The following is a 17,599-nucleotide window of genomic DNA, read 5'->3' on the forward strand; positions in this document are numbered from 1 at the left end:
ATCAGGCGCCTGGGCGCCGCTTTGCACTCGCTGTGGGAGTAGGCAAATGACACCAGATATAACAGACCCAACCGGACGACGACGGCGCCTGGCTCTACGCGCGCTGCAAACGGCAGCGGCTTGTTGCGCGCTCTTGTTTTTACGTGTTCAGGCCGAACCGGCAACACCCACCCTGGTCTTTACCATCGACAGTTTCTACGCACAACCGCTCTACCGCGAACACCCGGCGCGCGACCTCATGCGCGATGCCTTGGCCAATTTGGGCTATCAATACGAACTGCGCTATATCAAGGGCCCGCGCGCCCTCAGCCTGGCCAACAATGGCGAAGTCGACGGCGAATTTGCCCGCAACCGCGACTACAGCGGCGATTTTCCCAATTTAGTGCGCGTCCCAGAGCCCGTGAATGAAGTGAATTCCGTCATCGTTACTCGCCAATCTCTGGTGGGCGACCAACGGGATTGGCACCATTTGCGAGCCCGCAGCCGGGTTGTGATTTCTGGGTCGCGCGTGGGGCGTCAAATTCCCGAACAATTCGCTGAACTGGCAACCGTGAAGGCAAGCGATTATGATCAAGCGCTGAAATTGGTCGCGCGCGGCCGTGCAGATTTTGTGATCATCCCGGTCAATTTTAACTACCTGACCCAACGCGACGAATACGGCGATGAGCAGTTGGTCGTGTTACATCCCCCGCTAGCAGAAGAAGCAGCCTATATGCACCTTCACAAACGTCACCGTCACCTAGTGAATCCCTTGGCTGCAGAACTGAAGAAATTAAAACGCCACCGCCAACACACTCAATGACTCAGCGCTACCGAAAGGGCCTGGCTGCGGCGGGCCTGACACTGGCTGCACTCTTGCTATGGCTGGGGCTACCCTCGCCCCGTCCTGAACCGCCCGCGACACCATCGCCACCGGCCGCCTATCTGCCTCAACGCCCGCTGCTGACCCTGAGCGCTACCAATTATCTGGGCAACCAGACCTACACCAATCACCCCATTACTCGGCGCGTCCGGCTAGCGCTCGACGCATTGGGTTACGATCTGCAAATCATGCACAACCCCGGCCTGCGCAGCCTGGCAATGGCCAACAGCGGTGTGGTGGATGGCGAGCTGATCCGCGTTCGCTCGGCGGAAGCCGAATATCCCAATCTGATTCAAGTTCCCGTGCCCCTGGTGCAAGCGGATGTGGGACTGTATACCCACCGTCAGCAGGCTGCGCCCGGCGACAGCTGGCACACATTCCAAGCGCGCCGACTGGCCAGCGTCAAAGGCATGATGCTGCTGGAAAAACTGCCCGCCCAGTTTGGTAATATTCCCACCATAAGCGCCCAGAACTACCAACAGGCCGTGCATCAAGTCATTGCCGGGCGCGCCGACCTGACGCTACTGCCGGTCGGCTTCGTCAACTCACTGCTAGCGCCAGAAGACGCCGAACAGCTAGTGCTCTTACAACCGCTTTTGCCGCCCGCCAAAGGCTTTTTACACTTGCACAAACGCCACGAAAACTTGGTACAACCCTTGGCTGAGCAGCTGACCTTGCAAAAACCGGAGGACACAGGCCCCAAACAAGCTGCCGACTAACGGGCGTCTACTCGGCGATAACCCCATTGTTTCGAGATGCCCACCGGGCTGCCTGGGTGAATACCTAGTTGAAATGGATAGTTGTGGAATATCCGAGCTGCGGGCGCACTAAACGCTCACAGGGTTCAAGCGCTCACTGCGTATTATCAGTTGTCTGAGTCGCTATGCTCACTGCGGGCCTGCTCGCTTATGCGCGACGCCTGTTCATCGGCCAACTCTTTGCGAGCCACTCTGGCAGCCGACTGAATAGCCACCCGGAAATGTTTGATATAGCGACGGCAGTGAACGCACATCATCAAGTGAAGTTTGTAATTGACCACCTGCCAACGGCTGAGATCACCCTCCAGGTAATCGCTAGAGCGCGCGACAATTTCTTTGCACCTTAACATTGACCTGTTTCCTGGTAGTGATCAATAACCGAGAGCAGGCTCACCCGCGCGCGGTGTAACAGAACGCGAGCATTAGAGTTGGTTATGCTAAGCATGTTACAAATCGTCTCCAGCGATTCCTGTTCCACATCGCGCAATAAAAATACCGCGCGCTGGGCGTCGGGCAGCAGGTTCAGGTTTTTCTCTATGCACTGGCTGAGCTGGGTTTCCTCCAGAATTCGGTCGGGCGATTCCATGTGCCAGCTGGCGGGTCCACTGGACCAGTGGCCGTCGGATTTAAAGCGCTCCTCCGATAAGTAGTCGCCCAACACTCGGTCGCTATCTTCCATGGTGATTTCGCGACTCTCTTTGCGCAGCTTGCCCTTGGCGGCATTGCTGACGATGGTGTACATCCAGGTTTTTATCGTGGATCGTCCTTCAAATTTAGGCAGCGCCCGAAAAATTGACACCCAGGCCTCTTGCACCACCTCTTCCGCCTGCGCCGGTCGCACGATCGCGCGGGCAACTACCAGCAGCTGCTCGTGATATTGCTGTACCAATTGCGTAAAGGCGCCGTGATCCTGCGCACGCAAGCGGTCCAGATCCACGGTGTCGGCCTGTTCGATTGTCATAAATTTTCCTGTTGCCTGCGCCCGGCGGGCTGGCTGCATTAAACCATAATGCGCGATGGCTGTAACAGCGTGCCCGCACCGCCCTCTAACGTTTCAGTGATATGCCTTAAGACCAGATTACTAGGGTCTCGATTGCAAAAGGTTCACATTTTTATCAATTCCGATGCCATAGGAGCCTCTTTTGATTGCCTATTTTTCACACGCTTACCGCTGCGCGAGCACGTTGCTTGCCCCTTTAGACGGCCTGCCCGCACTGCTGCTGCGCTTATATCTGGTTCCCGTTTTCTGGATGGCCGGCACCAATAAATTCAATAATTTTGATAGCACAGTGGCCTGGATGGGCAATCCCGATTGGGGCCTGGGCCTGCCACTGCCTGGCTTAATGGCTGCCCTGGCGACCGGCACTGAACTTTTGGGGGCGGTACTGCTACTGCTCGGCCTCGGCACCCGCCTGATCAGCGTGCCGCTCGCCATTACCATGTTGGTGGCGGCGTTCACCGTGCACTGGCAAAACGGCTGGCAGGCCATTGCCGACGCCAGCGCCCCCTTCGCCAACGAGGCGGTATTGGCAGCGCCCGAAAAGCTGGAACGCGCACGCGCCATTTTGCAGGAATACGGTAATTACGACTGGCTCACCAGCAGTGGCAATTTCGTAATTCTCAACAACGGAATTGAATTTGCCGCCACCTACTTTGTCATGTGCCTGGCGTTGGTGGTACTCGGCGGTGGGCGCTTTGTGAGTCTGGACTACTTTATCGGTCGCAGACTGTTACCCAGCGAGTAGTCGACAGCGCTGGGCTTTTTGCTAGTCGCTCACACATTGTGCAGCCCGGCTCGGTAGCGCGCCGGGCTCACACCCATGACCTTCTTAAACAACCGGGAGAAATAGTAAGCGTCCTCATAGCCTAAGTTCAGTGCCACTTGTTTTATGGATTGGCGGCTGGTATCGAGCAGGTAGCAGGCCTGCTGCATTTTTAGTTCGATAAAGTAGTGAATGGGCGACTGGCCCGTTTGCTGTTTAAACAGCTTGGCAAAGTGGTATTTCGACAAGGCGGCCTCGTTGGCCAATGCGGTTAAATCAATCTGGTCGTGAATGTGTGCCATCATCAAGCCCTTGATTCGGGCAATATCTAATCGGCCGGCAGAATCGGCGGCCTGCCCCAGCATTTGTGCAATGTGGCTCAATAAGAATTGCAATTGGTGGCAGGCGTGCAGCGCCGCATCCCAATTAGACCCCTGATCGCGCAAACTAAACTGGGCATCAAACAGCGCCAACAGCCGAGCATTTAAACCCAGGCGCTGCACCGGGCCGCCCTTCGCCGCCAGCCAGTCGCCCATGCGCTCACTGAGTAGGCCGGCAAAGTGCACCCAGTAAACGGTCCAGGGGCGCTGGTGATCGGAGGTATAGGCGTGGGCAATGCCGGGGGGCAGGATCACCACGTCGCCCGCTCCGACACGGTAGCGCTCGCCATTAAAATCCAACTCGCCCGCGCCAGCCGTACAATAGAGTAGCAGATAGTCATCGTGCAGATCGCGAACCATGCGGTGCCCGCGCGCCACGGGGTAAAAACCCAGCGCGCGCGGGTACAGGTGTTGGGTTAGCGGCTCATCGGCCAGCCGATCCAATAGCGCTTTTGGTAATAAAAACCGTTTTCCGTCAGGGGGTAACGGCCAGTCGGACGGCTGAGACACAGATAACCCTTTGTTTAATAACGTTAATTTATAAAATCAGATGAAAGTATGACCCACCAGACTATAACAAGATAGTCCATCAAGCTGCCAATATCGTCAATCCCGCCGGCGCTCGGGCTGTGGTTTGATGGGTGTCCAGTGAACTTTCTGCGTGATTCGCTCCCAGCGGGTCGGCGCAATCAATCCTCAGCCCAACCAAAGGCCGGTACTATGAGCAAGCATTTTTCCAACGGACTGCCCAAGCGCGTCCCCCTGTTCCTCGAAGGCGAGTGGACCCAGAGTGAAACCAACCAGTGGATTCCGGTAACCAACCCCGCCACGCAGGAAGTGATCACTGAGGCGCCCTGCGCCACCGAAGCGGAAGTTGAGCGCGCTGTCGCCAATGCCAAGCAGGCGTTTGAGAGTTGGAAAGATGTGGCTGTGCCCGTTCGTGCGCGCATCATGTTGCAATACCAGCACCTGCTGAAAGAACACCACGATGAAATCGCCACCATCCTGGCCCAGGAAACCGGCAAAACCTTTGACGATGCCAAGGGCGACGTCTGGCGCGGTATCGAAGTGGTAGAGCACGCCTGCAATATCGCCACCCTGATGATGGGCGAAACCGTCGAAAACGTGGCGCGCACCATCGACTGCTACTCCTACACCCAGCCGCTCGGCGTGTGCATGGGCATCACGCCCTTTAACTTCCCGGCCATGATTCCCCTGTGGATGTTTCCGCTGGCCATCGCCGCCGGCAACACCTTTATTCTGAAGCCCTCTGAACAAGACCCGCTCACCCCTACTCGCCTGGTGGAGCTGTTTGAACAAGCCGGTGCCCCCAAAGGCGTACTGCAGGTCATTCACGGTGGCAAAGAGCAAGTTAACCAACTGCTGAATCACCCAGAAGTCAAAGCCGTCAGCTTTGTGGGCTCTGTACCCGTGGGCGAGCACGTGTACCGCACCGCCACCCAAAACCTGAAACGCGCCCAGTGCTTTGCCGGTGCCAAAAACCACATGGTGGTCATGCCCGATGCCAACAAGCAGCAGGTGATTAACAACTTGGTCGGTGCGGGCTTCGGCGCCGCAGGCCAGCGTTGCATGGCCATTTCGGTGGCGGTGATGGTGGGCGAATCCAAAGAGTGGATCGACGATCTGAAAGCCGCCGCCAGCGGTATCCGCCCCGGCGCCTGGGACGACAAAGACGCCGCCTACGGCCCACAAATTTCACCGCAAGCGCGCGACAAAGTGTTGGCATTTATCGAGAAAGGTAAGCAGGAAGGCGCCAATTGCATTTTGGACGGCAGTAACTGTGTGGTTGAAGGCTTCCCAGATGGCAATTGGGTGGGGCCCACCATTTTTACCGACGTCACGCCCGAGATGGAAATTTACCAGAAAGAAATTTTTGGCCCAGTGTTGTGCATCATGACCGTCGATACGCTCGAAGAAGCCATCGCGTTAATCAACAACTGCCCCTTCGGCAACGGCACCTCCATATTCACCGCCAGCGGTGCCTGTGCGCGCAAATACCAGCACGAAATTCTGGTGGGTCAGGTGGGCATCAACGTTCCAGTGCCGGTGCCATTGCCTTTCTTCAGCTTTACTGGCTGGCGCGGGTCTTTCTTCGGTGATCAACACGCCTACGGCAAGCAGGCGGTGCGCTTCTACACCGAGACCAAAACCGTGACCGCGCGCTGGTTCGACGAAGATATTCCCGGTGGACCAAACATGACCATTACCTTGAAGTAAAACATTGCTCGACGCTGATTGGTTAACGGTCGGCAGGTAAGCGCCATAGGGGCCGCGTAAATACATCCATGTAGCTCGATCGCCGGTTCCCTCCGGCGACGCCCCTAAGGCGCTTACCAGCCACCCACTTCCAGCACATTTTTCACAAAACATTCGCGATGTCTTAAAAAATAAAACGAGAGCGCAATGAATTTTGATCTAACCGAAGAACAACTCGCCTTCCAACAAGCCGCACGGGATTTCGCCGCCGGCGAAATGAAACCGCACGCCGCCGAGTGGGACGAGCAACAAATTTTCCCCGTAGACCTGTTCGCAAAAGCCGGCCCCATGGGTTTTATGGGCATCTACTCGCCCGAAGATTGCGGCGGCATGAATTTGTCGCGCGCCGACACCATGGTCATCGTGGAAGAACTCGCACGCGCATGCCCGAGCACTGCCGCGTTCATCACCATTCACAACATGGCTACCTGGATGTTGTGCAATTGGGGCGCCGACGCCCTCAAAGCCGAGTGGGCCGAACAGCTCACCAGCGGCACCAAGCTCGCCTCCTACTGCCTCACCGAACCGGGAGCCGGTAGTGACGCCGCCAGCCTGCGCACCAAAGCCATCCTCGACGGCGATCACTATGTGATTAACGGCAGCAAGGCTTTTATTTCTGGCGCAGGCAGCACCGATTTATTGATTGCCATGGTGCGCACAGGCCAACAGGAAGACGGCGCCAAGGGCATCAGCTGTATCGCCATTCCGGCCGACTTGCCAGGCATCAGCTACGGCAAAAAAGAAGTGAAGATGGGCTGGAACAGCCAGCCCACACGCACCATTACTTTCGAAGACGTGCGCGTGCCAGTGGCCAACCGCCTGGGCGCTGAAGGCGAAGGTTTTGCCATCGCCATGAAGGGCTTGGACGGCGGCCGCATCAATATCGCCACCTGTTCACTGGGCGCTGCCCAAGAAGCACTTACCGTCGCGCATGCTTATCTGCACGAGCGCAAGCAGTTTGGCAAGCCACTGGCGGCATTTCAGGCACTGCAATTTAAATTGGCCGACATGACTACACGCTTAGTGGCGGCGCGCAACATGGTGGCATTGGCGGCCTTTAAACTTGATCAAGACCACCCCGATAAATCCACCTACTGTGCCATGGCTAAACAGTTTGCCACCGATCACTGCTTTGATGTGGTCAACGACGCCCTGCAATTGCACGGCGGCTACGGTTACATACGCGAATACCCGCTCGAGCGCTTGCTGCGCGATTGCCGAGTACACCAAATTCTGGAAGGCACCAACGAAATCATGCGCGTGATTGTGTCGCGCAAAATGTTAGCCGAACACGCAACGGAGACGATTCGATGAGTACTTGCGACCTGTTAAAATTTGAAACCCGCGGTCACACCGCCATCATCACCATGAACAATCCACCGGCCAACACCTGGACGCCGGAGAGCCTGAACTACCTGAAAGACCTGGTTGCGCAATTAAACGCCGACAAAAACAATTACGCATTAATTTTGGCCAGCGACAGCGAAAAGTTTTTTTCCGCCGGCGCCGACCTCAATCGCTTTAACCACAACGACAAAGATCAGGCATTCAGCTTTTGCGCCGCCTTTGGCGAAGCCTTTGAAGCGCTGACCAACTACAACGGCGTGTCTATCGCCGCCATTACCGGCTTTGCCATGGGCGGCGGTTTGGAGGCGGCGCTGTGCTGCGACATCCGCATCTGTGAAACCCAGTCGCAAATGGCACTGCCCGAGGCCACCGTGGGCCTGCTGCCCTGCGGCATCGGCACCCAACACCTGCCGTGGTTAGTGGGCGAGGGCTGGGCCAAGCGCATGATCCTGTTGGGCGAACGAATTAAAGCGCCCAAGGCCGAACAGATCGGCCTAGTACAAGAAGTGGTCGACACCGGCAAGGTACTCGAGCGCGCCCTCGAACTGGCGGAAAAAGTTGCCGGTCAATCGCCCACCTCGGTCACCCGCTGTAAGCAATTGATCATGGGCGCGCGCAACGCCACGCTCAACTCACAGTTAGCCTTAGAGCGCGAACAATTTGTGAAACTGTGGGACACCCAAGATCAAAAAGAGGGCGTGGCCGCGTTTTTGGAAAAGCGCAAACCCGCGTGGAAAAACGCCTGAGGCGAGGAGCTGTTGTGAGCGATCAACCCGTAATCTTTGAGTACCTGCCCACCGCCGATGGCAAGCGTATCGGCGTCGCGCGATTGAATGCTGAAAAGTCCCTCAACGCTCTTAACCTGGCGATGATCGACGCCCTGCACGCGCAGCTGCAGCGCTGGGAAAAAGACGGCACCGTGGTGGCCGTATGGCTCGAAGGCGCCGGCGAAAAAGCCTTTTGTGCCGGCGGCGACGTAGTGGCCCTGCACGCGGGTTCGGCCGCCTATGGCGAAGACCTGCCAAATCAGAGCGCGCAGACGTTTTTCGAGCGCGAATACCGCCTCGACCACTACCTGCACGTCTACCCCAAACCGCTCATTGTCTGGGGCAGTGGTATCGTGATGGGCGGGGGCATGGGCCTGCTGTGCGGCGCACCGGTGCGTATTGTCACGGAAACCACTCGCATGGCCATGCCCGAAATTACCATCGGCCTGTTTCCCGATGTGGGTGGCAGCTATTTCTTAAGCCGCACGCCGGGCCGCGCAGGTTTGTTTTTGGGACTAACCGGCGCCCAGTTTAACGGTACCGATGCACTTTATTTAGGATTCGCCGACGGCTTTGTGCCACAGACCGAAAAATTCGCCCTGCTACAACACCTGTGCGACGCCAAAGACTGGCACAAGGATGCCGTGTTCCAACATCTACTGGGCTTCTGCAATACATTTAGCGCCGAGCAACCCGCCGCCAACATAGAGCCGCACCAACAACATATCGATCAAGTCTGTACCGGCGAAGACCTGCTAACCATCATCGAGACCATCACCAGTTACGCCGGCGACGATGAATGGCTGCAGCGGGCCGCTAAAACGCTCGCGCGCGGCTGCCCGGTGACGCCATTTTTAGTGCAACAACAATTGACCAAAGCGCGGAATCTTTCGCTAGCCGACGTCTTCCGCATGGAGCTGACTATGGCCGTTAACAGCGCGCGCTTTGGTCACTTTAAAGAGGGTGTGCGGGCGCTGTTGATCGACAAAGATCGCAAACCCAGTTGGCTACCCGCCACCTTTGCCGAAGTCGAAGCCGAGCACATCCAGGCGTTTTTTGACGCGCCCTTTAGCGAACACCCATTGGCCGACCTCTAAGGTCACTACGGAAGGGAAAACCCTATGAGCACCACTGTAAAAACCATCGCCTTTATTGGTTTGGGCAACATGGGCGGCGGTATGGCGGCCAACCTGGCCAAGCAAGGCTTTACCGTCAACGCCTTTGACCTGATGCCCGAACACTTAGACAAAGCCCACGCCGACGGCTGCAATACCTTCGACAGTGCCGCCGCCGCCGTGGCTACCTGTGACGCCGTGGTGTCCATGCTGCCCAATGGCAACATCGTCGAAAGTGTGTACATCGACAAGGACGCCCTGCTCGAGGCCATGCCGAAAGGCACCCTGGTCATCGACTGCTCCACTGTGGCACCGGAAAACTCCCGGCGCCTAGCCCGCGCGGGCACCGAAAAAGGCATGCGCGTTATCGATGCGCCCGTGTCCGGCGGCGTCGCGGCAGCTGCGGCTGGCACCTTGGCCTTTATGTGCGGGGGGCCCGAGGCCGATGTGGACGCCGCGCGACCCGTGCTCGCTGCCATGGGCGCTAATATCTTCCGCGCTGGCGATCACGGCGCCGGTCAAGTGGCGAAGATTTGCAACAACATGCTGCTGGCGATTCACATGGCGGGCACTGCCGAGGCACTGCAGCTGGGCGTCAACAATGGCCTGGACCCGAAAGTGTTGAGCGAGATCATGCTTAAAAGCTCGGGCTGCAACTGGAGCCTGGAAAAGTACAACCCCTATCCGGGCGTGCAGGAAAACTCTGCAGCTTCGCGCGGCTACACGGGTGGCTTTATGGTAGACCTAATGCTCAAAGATCTGGGCCTGGCCCTGCAATCGGCGCAGGCCAGCCAATCCTCGGTGCCCATGGGTGCCAATGCCCGCAACCTGTTTAACCTGCACAAAAAGAGCGGCGGAGAAGACAAGGGCACATTGGACTTTTCCAGCATTCAGCAATTCTACCGTTAGTCCCAGCAAAAAACCGTGGACGGTGCCCCTAAGCTACGCCCACAGTTAAAGCGCGCGCTGCATAATGACGTCGCAGCGCGCATAGTCTGGATGACAGGCTTGGGGCACACGCTCAAAGCCGTATTTGCCATACACATGCAGCGCCGCCTCGAGCTTTGAGCTGGTCAGCAGCTCCAGCCGCGTAGCGCCCTCTTCCCGCGCCAGGGCCACGGCCCTGAAACGCTGGGTCCACAGCCATTTTAGCCAACTCAAACTGGCCCGCACCCTGGGGCAAGAGCGCACAGCAACCCACCGCACTGTCGTTGATGTGCAACGTCAAGACGTGGCCGCCCGTCGTTAGAATCCGCTCTGGCTGAGCAAGCAGCTGGCGGTCTGCCTCCTCAACCGTAAAAAACGCCTCAATCCAAGCCAGGTTTAGCCGTGAAAAGGCCGCCAAATCTGCCTGTGCATCCCTTCGAATCTGTGCTGGTGCCATCATCAACCTCACCTTGATATAACCAAAGTTTCTAGAATCCCGCCTTTTTTCATACTACCGCTATATTGTTCACCGCAGAAGCAGCTTGCCAGCCATGACCTATACTCAAGAGAAACTCAACACGATTTGCTCATGACGCTACCTACCGCCAGCGACACGCTCCCCTCCGCCGCACAGCGTATCGCTGAATTAGAGGCGCAACTGCAAGAGCGCGAGAATGCCGTGCGCATTCAGAAGGCCCTGTTGGATATTGCCGACTTGGCGTTCAATGCAGGCAGCATGGCACACCTGTTTGCCAGCAGTCATGCAGTGATTCATCAATTCATGTATGCCAAAAACTTTTACATTGCGCTGGAACACCACGAGCGCGGCACCATTAGTTTCCCCTACTATGTCGACACGGTCGATCACTCCACCAGCGCCGATATTGGCGAAATCCCGATCGCCGATATGGCACAAAGCCTCACCGCACACCTTATGCACAACGACACCACCGTGTTCTTGCGCAGCGAAGCGGAATTTGATCAGTTATTAGCGCGCCATAACCTGGCGCTGGTGGGCGCCAAACCCAAGTGCCTCATTGGCGTTCCCCTGCGCCGGACGGGCGGTCAATGCGGCGCGATTGTTGTGCAGAGCTATGTAGACAGCGTGCGTTTTACCCAGGGTGACAAAGACATACTGTCGTTCCTGGCCGCCCACATTGCCACGGCCTTCGATCGCTTTGAACAACGTGAGCAATTAGAGCGCGAAGTGGCGCAGCGCACGCGCAGCCTGCAGGAGAAAAATCTAGAGCTGGAAAAAAATCTGCGCGAGCGGGAGGCCGATAAAAAATTGCAAGCCGCGCTCTACAGCGTGGCGCAAATTGCCCACGTGGAAGATGACGTAGACGCCATTTACCCTAAGCTTCACCGAATTCTTGGCAGCCTTTTTTACGCCAAAAACTTCTATGTAGCACTCCTCAGTGACGACGGCGAAACGATTCACTTTCCCTACTTTGCCGACCATAAAGACATTGCCACAAAGTCTCGAAAGATCGGTCACGGTGCAACAGAATATATTCTACACCAGCGCACACCGCAGCTAATCCAGCGCGACCAGTTGGATAGACTGATTCAAATGGGCGAACTAGACCCACCGGGCACCTTGGCCGAAAGCTGGATTGGCGCTCCCATCTTAGTGGGCACTACCGCCTACGGCGTCATCGCCTCGCAAAGCTATGATCCGGCGCATATCTTTACAGAAAAAGATTTGGAACTGCTAAGCTTTGCCGCAGATCAGCTGGCTGAATCGATTAAACGACAACAGGATTCCGACGCCCTGCTGCTCGCCAACATTACTTTGGAGGCACGTGTAGAGCAGCGAACCTGGGAACTGTCGCAAATTAATGCACAAATGGAAACCGAAATTGAAGAGCGAAAGCGCGCTGAAGAGCTGCAAAAAACGCTGTTCACCATAGATGAAATCACCCATAAGACCGACGACATGGGCCTATTCTACGAAGAGGTTCACCGCCTGGTTGGCAAGTTCATTCACGCCGAACACTTTTTTATCGCCGAGTACGACCAGGCCAACGGCAAGCTCTACTTCCCTTACTACGTAGATGAAACGCAAGACCTCAAGGATTTCACAGAATCCACGCCGGATGATCCAATTCCGCACATGCCCTTTGACTTGATCAAACAAACCATGACGGCCTATGTGATCCGAACGGGCAAATCCTTGCTCGCCACCTCCGAAGTGCGGGAGCAATTGCAAGCCGATGGCGAAATTGGCCTGGTGGGCATCGACCCCGTCGACTGGCTGGGCGTACCCTTGATGCAGGACGACCGGGTGGCGGGCGTTATCGTAGTGCAAACCTACGACGAAGCTCACCGCTTTGGGCAAATGGAACACGAACTGCTGCAATTTGTCTCGTCGCACATTACCACCGCAATGGAGCGGAAAAATTACCGCGAATCACTGGAGCGCAGGGTAGAAGAACGGACCCTGGAAATCGAACAAACCAACAAGAAACTACAACAGGAGATTGCGGTTCGAGAACGAGCAGAGAATCTGCAAAATGCGCTTTTTCGCATCGCCGACATGACCAACAGCGCCACCGATATGAACACCTTTTATCGGCAGATTCACAATATTATTTCAAAGTTAATGTACGCCAAATATTTTTTTATTGCGCTCACCGAGCCAGATCAAAATAACACGCTGACATTTCCCTATTACATCGACATATCCCATGAAAACCCCAAGCCACGCGCAATGGGCAATCATTTAACAGAGCATGTAATCCGCACAGGCAAGCCCATGTTGCTGACCCCGAACAACAGCAACCAAATTCAACAGAGCATTCAGATTCAGGGTCGTATACCCGTATCCTGGCTGGGTGTTCCCCTGATTCTCGACGATGAAGTATTAGGGGCTTTAGTAGTTCAAACCTACGATACGGCGTTTATCCTAGGTAAGGACGAAGAAGAGGTGCTGACCTACGTCTCGCATCACGTGGCCACAGCACTGGATCGAAAGCGTGCGCGGGCGCAACTGGAACAGCGAGTGGAACAGCGCACCCTGGAATTGCGCGAAGCCAATCTATCGCTAGAGCGTCAGATTGAAAAACGGCGACAAATCGAGAAGCAGCTAGAGCACGATGCCTTTCACGATGCACTCACACAGCTGCCCAACCGTATGTTATTTATGGATCGGTTAAATCAGCTAATCGCCAAGGGCGCTCGCGATCCGCGTTTTCGCTACGCAGTGCTGTTTCTAGACCTCGACCGATTTAAGGTTATCAACGACAGTCTGGGCCATTTGGCCGGCGATAAACTACTGCAGGAAGTCGCCAAGCGCCTGCAAAATTTGATTCGCCCGCAAGATACCGTTGCACGTTTAGGTGGCGATGAGTTCTGCGTATTACTGGACGATATTCAAGGCTTAACCTTTGCAGAAATGGTAGCCAAGCGGGTTTGCGATGACCTAACCCGATCATTTGTCATTCACGGCAACGAAGTCTTTACCTCCACCAGTATTGGCATTGCCTACAGTGCCCTGAAGTACGCCAATCCCGAAGACATGTTGCGCGATGCAGACGCCGCCATGTACCAGGCCAAGATGCTGGGCAAGCGTCAATATTCGGTGTTCGATCAAAGTATGCACGCCAAGGCAATGAACACGCTAAAGCTCGAAACCGAGTTGCGCAATGCCATACGTGGCGGGGAAATCGATGTCTACTACCAACCCATTATTCGGCTGGAAGATGGCGGGCTAGACGGCTTTGAGGCGCTAGCGCGCTGGCAACACCCCAATCAAGGTCTGATTCACCCAGGGGATTTTATTCCCCTGGCCGAAGAGAGCGGTCTAATAACCGAGCTGGACTTGGCCATGTGTAAAAAAGCTTGTTTGCAGCTGGCACAATGGTCTGTTTCCGGCGCGCCGCTCACGCTGAGTATCAACCTGTCCAGCAAACATTTTTCCCGCAACGACTTGGTGACCCGCATTACCGACATCATTGAACTGTCCGGCATCGAACCCGCACAGCTCAAGTTGGAAATCACAGAAAGTGCGTTAATGGAGAATGTCATCACCGCCCAAAAGATCCTGGCATCACTCAAGCAATTGGGCGTCAGCTTGGCCATGGATGACTTTGGCACCGGTTATTCGTCACTTAGTTATTTACACCGATTTCCCTTAGACATTCTCAAGGTAGATCGCTGCTTTGTGGATGAGATAGACACCAAGAAAGAAAACCGGGCGATTGTCGGCACAATCATTACCTTGGCGAAAACACTCGGTATGATTTCGGTGGCAGAAGGCATAGAAACAGCGTCACAACTCGACACGGTAAAAGCACTTGGCTGTGATCTGGGTCAGGGGTACCTGTTTTCAAAACCGCTGACTTACCAAGACGCCGAGCGCTATATTAAAAAAAATGGACAAGACTAGCACTGCGATAGCTGTGACAACGGACTAACGGACAGGAAGCCTCGCCAATATGCCCCCCAGCACACCTCGCCTTTCCAACCACGCAACACTGCAGGATATCTGCCAGTTATGGGTTAGTGGCGAGTTGCCCTGCACCTGCCATTATCGGGGCCAGGCCATTGAAATCACATCGCAGTTGCTGGGCCACTGGCTAGCACAATCGACAGATCCCAGTACACCTGTATCCCAGCTGTTAAATGCCGCCGCGAACACCTGCAATACAGCGCAACAGTTACAACAATGCCTACCCCATTCATTGCTCTGGTTCATTCGCGATCAGCGCGGCGTCCACCTGGCTGCCAGTGAAAGTTACGCCACCTTGCTTGGCCTACCATTGAGTTCGGTCATTGGCGCCGACAGCCGAGAACTCTTTACACCACTGCAGGCAGACTGGTTTACGCGCGCAGATCAGCGCGCTCTGGGACAACAGCATCCGCACACGGATTTCGTGGATATTGCAAGTCAAGCGGGCTTGCAAAAGTATGCATTGACCCTGGTAGCCCTAGGGCTAGCTGAGGCCAGATGTGTCTACGGCACACTGCTCGCCATGCCCGAAGACGGCGACCGAATCACTGTAGAAAACGAACTGGAGACAATCTTCCAATCGCTACCCGATCTATTTTTCCGTCTTGCCAAAGACGGCACAATCCTGGACTACCGCGCACAAAGTAACGCAGAGCTGTACGTAGAACCCGAGGCATTTTTAGGCAAAAGAATGCAAGACGTGCTGCCGCCAGATTTAGGGAAATTGTTTATTGAAAAATCGGCGCAGCAGCGGAAAACCGGCGAGCTGATTCGATACGAGTACGACTTAACTCTGGCCTCCGGCACGGCACGCTTCGAAGGCCGGTTACGCGACCTGCCCGGCACGGATCAGCAAATTGTGCTGGTCCGAAACATTACCCAACAACATCAGGAACACCAGGCTAGATTGCGTGTCGAGCAACAGTTGGCCATGGCACTGGAGGCCGCACAGGAGGGCGTCTGGGATTGGGATATACGCGCGGGCCTCTGGACCGCCAATGCGCGTTTTTTCGAAATGCTGGGGTATTCCCAGCAGTCAGAGCCACAGGCCATAGAACACTGGAATACCAAAATTCATCCCGAAGATGCCGAGCGTAGGGCGCAAGCCTACCAAGCACTACTAAAGGGTGAGACCGAGAGCTTAAATGTCGAGTTTAGAAGTCGCAACGCGCAGGGTGAATACCAGTGGATTCGCGCTAGAGGCAAAATTGTCGACCACGACGAACACGGGCATCCCTGCCGCGCGGTGGGTACGCACGAGGAAATTACCGAACGCAAAGCCATCGACGAACGGCTCAAATTGGCTGCGACAGTATTCGAAAGCACTGCGGAAGGCGTCATCATAGCCAACCCCAAAGGCTATATCATTGAGGTGAATCAGGGGTTTGTTGAAGTCACCGGATTTAGTCGAGAGGATGTGCTGAACCGCCACGTGCGCATGCTGAATTCCGGTCGTCAGGCACCCAGCTTTTATCGCACCATCTGGCGCGCACTCCTTGCAGACGGCAGCTGGAAAGGCGAAATCTGGAACCGCCGAAAAGATGGCCAAATTATTCCCGAGTGGCTAAATATCAGTGCCGTATACGACGACAACAAAAATATCAGCCATTTTGTCGCAGTCTTTTCAGATATTTCTGTGTTAAAACGCTCAGAAGAGAAGCTCGACTATATGGCGCACCACGATGCGCTGACAGGATTGCCCAATCGGCTGATGCTCCAGGCGAGGCTCGGTAGAGCAATGGTACACGCTCACCGCAATCGGTGTGCGCTGGCGCTACTCTTTTTAGACGTAGATCGTTTTAAAAATATCAACGACAGTCTCGGCCACAGCGCAGGCGACGAAGTTTTAAAGCAAGTTGCCAAACGGCTCAAAGCCTCGGTCCGCGCAGAAGACACAGTGGCGCGCCTGGGTGGCGACGAGTTTGTGGTACTTTTAGAAAGCCTCACTAGCGCAGACGCGGCGGCGCACATAGCCAGTAAAATATTGGCCGCCATAAGCCAACCCTTTAAGGTAATGAATAAAGAATTTTTTACCTCAACCAGTATTGGTATTAGTCTCTATCCAGACGACGGCAACTCGCCCGCTGCATTGATGCGCAACGCCGACTCCGCCATGTATCAAGTTAAACAAGAGGGACGAAACAGCTACCGCTTTTATACCGAGCAACTGACAACCATTGCTCGAAAGAAAGCTGAAATGGAATCCGAGCTGCACAAAGCCATCACCAACAATGAATTGATACTGCACTATCAACCGCAACTCAATCTCGAAACCGAAGCACTTGTTGGGCTAGAGGCGTTGTTGCGCTGGCAGCACCCGGTGAAAGGCATGATTGCCCCCGATCTATTCATTCCACTTGCTGAAGAAAGCGGCCTGATCCAAAAGATTGGTGAGTGGGTGTATCATACCGCCTGCGCTCAATTGCGCACTTGGCTTGATAGTGGTTTGAATCCACCGCGCCTGGCCGTGAATGTCTCAGGCGCCGAATTATTGCAGGCGGACCTGCTAGGTACCATTAAACGCGCAATGCGCACGCATAACATTCCGGGTGCTCGACTAGAGGTGGAAATCACCGAAAACCTGATGATGCAAAACCTCGAAAAGGGCATCGCCTTGATCAACAGCTTGCGCGATCTCGGCATCGCCATCGCAATTGACGATTTCGGTACCGGCTACTCATCGCTGGCGTATCTCAAAAAACTGCCCATCCATCGCCTGAAAATCGATAGAGCTTTTGTGCGCGACCTACCCGACAACGCCAACGACAAAGCCATCGCCAAAGCCATCATCGCCATGGGCGAAAGCCTGGGTATGGAAATACTGGCCGAAGGTGTTGAAACCCGCGAGCAACAAAACTTTTTGCGCGCGCAGGGCTGCACCTTCGGGCAGGGCTATCTGTTTTCCCGTCCACTGCCCGCACAAGCAGTGACACAATGGTTTGCGCCTTGA

Annotated in this window: 14 protein-coding genes and 1 pseudogene; 10 read left to right on the forward strand and 5 right to left on the reverse strand. The window is 55.4% G+C overall.

Annotated features, from left to right (window positions below; all coding sequences use genetic code 11):
* Positions 1-46 precede the first annotated feature (46 nt).
* Positions 47-802 (forward strand): substrate-binding periplasmic protein, encoded by a 756-nt coding sequence (locus tag ACW8F6_RS00195; RefSeq protein WP_491573813.1) that lies wholly within the window; start codon positions 47-49, stop codon positions 800-802.
* The gene (locus ACW8F6_RS00200) at positions 799-1,581 is read left to right on the forward strand and encodes a hypothetical protein (protein ID WP_491573814.1); all 783 of its coding nucleotides are present in this window, start codon (positions 799-801) and stop codon (positions 1,579-1,581) included. The genes ACW8F6_RS00195 and ACW8F6_RS00200 overlap by 4 nt, the downstream gene beginning before the upstream one ends.
* A gap of 146 nt (positions 1,582-1,727) precedes the next feature.
* Here ACW8F6_RS00200 and ACW8F6_RS00205 read toward each other — a convergent pair whose 3' ends face one another.
* Together ACW8F6_RS00205 and ACW8F6_RS00210 are read right to left on the reverse strand one after the other, a co-directional pair.
* Complete coding sequence (locus ACW8F6_RS00205; protein WP_491573815.1) at positions 1,728-1,970, reverse strand: zf-HC2 domain-containing protein; 243 nt, start codon at positions 1,968-1,970, stop codon at positions 1,728-1,730.
* Positions 1,964-2,581 (reverse strand): RNA polymerase sigma factor, encoded by a 618-nt coding sequence (locus tag ACW8F6_RS00210; protein ID WP_491573816.1) that lies wholly within the window; start codon positions 2,579-2,581, stop codon positions 1,964-1,966. The genes ACW8F6_RS00205 and ACW8F6_RS00210 overlap by 7 nt, the downstream gene beginning before the upstream one ends.
* Positions 2,582-2,762: 181 nt before the next feature.
* On the opposite strand from ACW8F6_RS00210, the gene ACW8F6_RS00215 reads away from it, so the two are divergent.
* Positions 2,763-3,365, forward strand: coding sequence for an HvfX family Cu-binding RiPP maturation protein (locus ACW8F6_RS00215; protein WP_491573817.1), 603 nt, complete (start codon positions 2,763-2,765; stop codon positions 3,363-3,365).
* Positions 3,366-3,394: 29 nt separating this feature from the next.
* Here ACW8F6_RS00215 and ACW8F6_RS00220 read toward each other — a convergent pair whose 3' ends face one another.
* Positions 3,395-4,273 (reverse strand): AraC family transcriptional regulator, encoded by an 879-nt coding sequence (locus ACW8F6_RS00220; RefSeq protein ID WP_491573818.1) that lies wholly within the window; start codon positions 4,271-4,273, stop codon positions 3,395-3,397.
* Positions 4,274-4,483: 210 nt separating this feature from the next.
* On the opposite strand from ACW8F6_RS00220, the gene ACW8F6_RS00225 reads away from it, so the two are divergent.
* The 5 genes from ACW8F6_RS00225 (at position 4,484) to mmsB (ending at position 10,178) form a co-directional block, all read left to right on the forward strand.
* On the forward strand, positions 4,484-6,001 hold the full coding sequence (locus ACW8F6_RS00225) for a CoA-acylating methylmalonate-semialdehyde dehydrogenase (RefSeq protein ID WP_491573819.1): 1,518 nt from the start codon (positions 4,484-4,486) through the stop codon (positions 5,999-6,001).
* Between the two features lie 186 nt (positions 6,002-6,187).
* The gene (locus tag ACW8F6_RS00230) at positions 6,188-7,354 is read left to right on the forward strand and encodes an acyl-CoA dehydrogenase family protein (protein ID WP_491573820.1); all 1,167 of its coding nucleotides are present in this window, start codon (positions 6,188-6,190) and stop codon (positions 7,352-7,354) included.
* On the forward strand, positions 7,351-8,133 hold the full coding sequence (locus ACW8F6_RS00235) for an enoyl-CoA hydratase (protein WP_491573821.1): 783 nt from the start codon (positions 7,351-7,353) through the stop codon (positions 8,131-8,133). Before ACW8F6_RS00230 ends, ACW8F6_RS00235 begins: the two co-directional genes overlap by 4 nt.
* Positions 8,134-8,147: 14 nt before the next feature.
* Positions 8,148-9,251: an enoyl-CoA hydratase/isomerase family protein gene (locus tag ACW8F6_RS00240; RefSeq protein ID WP_491573822.1), complete on the forward strand. Its 1,104-nt coding sequence runs from the start codon at positions 8,148-8,150 to the stop codon at positions 9,249-9,251.
* Positions 9,252-9,275: 24 nt separating this feature from the next.
* Positions 9,276-10,178, forward strand: a complete 903-nt coding sequence (mmsB, locus tag ACW8F6_RS00245; RefSeq protein ID WP_491573823.1) for a 3-hydroxyisobutyrate dehydrogenase — start codon at positions 9,276-9,278, stop codon at positions 10,176-10,178.
* Positions 10,179-10,223: 45 nt separating this feature from the next.
* On the opposite strand, the gene ACW8F6_RS00250 is transcribed toward mmsB, so the two are convergent.
* The gene (locus ACW8F6_RS00250) at positions 10,224-10,430 is read right to left on the reverse strand and encodes a GNAT family N-acetyltransferase (RefSeq protein WP_491573844.1); all 207 of its coding nucleotides are present in this window, start codon (positions 10,428-10,430) and stop codon (positions 10,224-10,226) included.
* Between the two features lie 7 nt (positions 10,431-10,437).
* A pseudogene (locus ACW8F6_RS00255) lies at positions 10,438-10,656 on the reverse strand (hypothetical protein); the annotation flags it as partial.
* 129 nt (positions 10,657-10,785) lie between these two features.
* On the opposite strand from ACW8F6_RS00255, the gene ACW8F6_RS00260 reads away from it, so the two are divergent.
* Both ACW8F6_RS00260 and ACW8F6_RS00265 read left to right on the forward strand, forming a co-directional pair.
* Entirely contained in the window at positions 10,786-14,586 is a 3,801-nt protein-coding gene (locus ACW8F6_RS00260; protein ID WP_491573824.1) for a bifunctional diguanylate cyclase/phosphodiesterase, read from the forward strand.
* 49 nt (positions 14,587-14,635) lie between these two features.
* Entirely contained in the window at positions 14,636-17,599 is a 2,964-nt protein-coding gene (locus ACW8F6_RS00265) for an EAL domain-containing protein (RefSeq protein ID WP_491573825.1), read from the forward strand.

It is taken from the genome of Simiduia sp. (genome assembly GCF_058345725.1).

Excerpts from the sequence above, each read along its gene's own strand:
- ACW8F6_RS00195 (WP_491573813.1), top strand. The coding sequence starts at position 47 with ATGACACCAGATATAACAGACCCAACCGGACGACGACGGCGCCTGGCT.
- ACW8F6_RS00200 (WP_491573814.1), top strand. The coding sequence starts at position 799 with ATGACTCAGCGCTACCGAAAGGGCCTGGCTGCGGCGGGCCTGACACTG.
- ACW8F6_RS00205 (WP_491573815.1), bottom strand. The coding sequence starts at position 1,970 with ATGTTAAGGTGCAAAGAAATTGTCGCGCGCTCTAGCGATTACCTGGAG.
- ACW8F6_RS00210 (WP_491573816.1), bottom strand. The coding sequence starts at position 2,581 with ATGACAATCGAACAGGCCGACACCGTGGATCTGGACCGCTTGCGTGCG.
- ACW8F6_RS00225 (WP_491573819.1), top strand. The coding sequence starts at position 4,484 with ATGAGCAAGCATTTTTCCAACGGACTGCCCAAGCGCGTCCCCCTGTTC.
- ACW8F6_RS00230 (WP_491573820.1), top strand. The coding sequence starts at position 6,188 with ATGAATTTTGATCTAACCGAAGAACAACTCGCCTTCCAACAAGCCGCA.
- ACW8F6_RS00235 (WP_491573821.1), top strand. The coding sequence starts at position 7,351 with ATGAGTACTTGCGACCTGTTAAAATTTGAAACCCGCGGTCACACCGCC.
- mmsB (WP_491573823.1), top strand. The coding sequence starts at position 9,276 with ATGAGCACCACTGTAAAAACCATCGCCTTTATTGGTTTGGGCAACATG.
- ACW8F6_RS00260 (WP_491573824.1), top strand. The coding sequence starts at position 10,786 with ATGACGCTACCTACCGCCAGCGACACGCTCCCCTCCGCCGCACAGCGT.
- ACW8F6_RS00265 (WP_491573825.1), top strand. The coding sequence starts at position 14,636 with ATGCCCCCCAGCACACCTCGCCTTTCCAACCACGCAACACTGCAGGAT.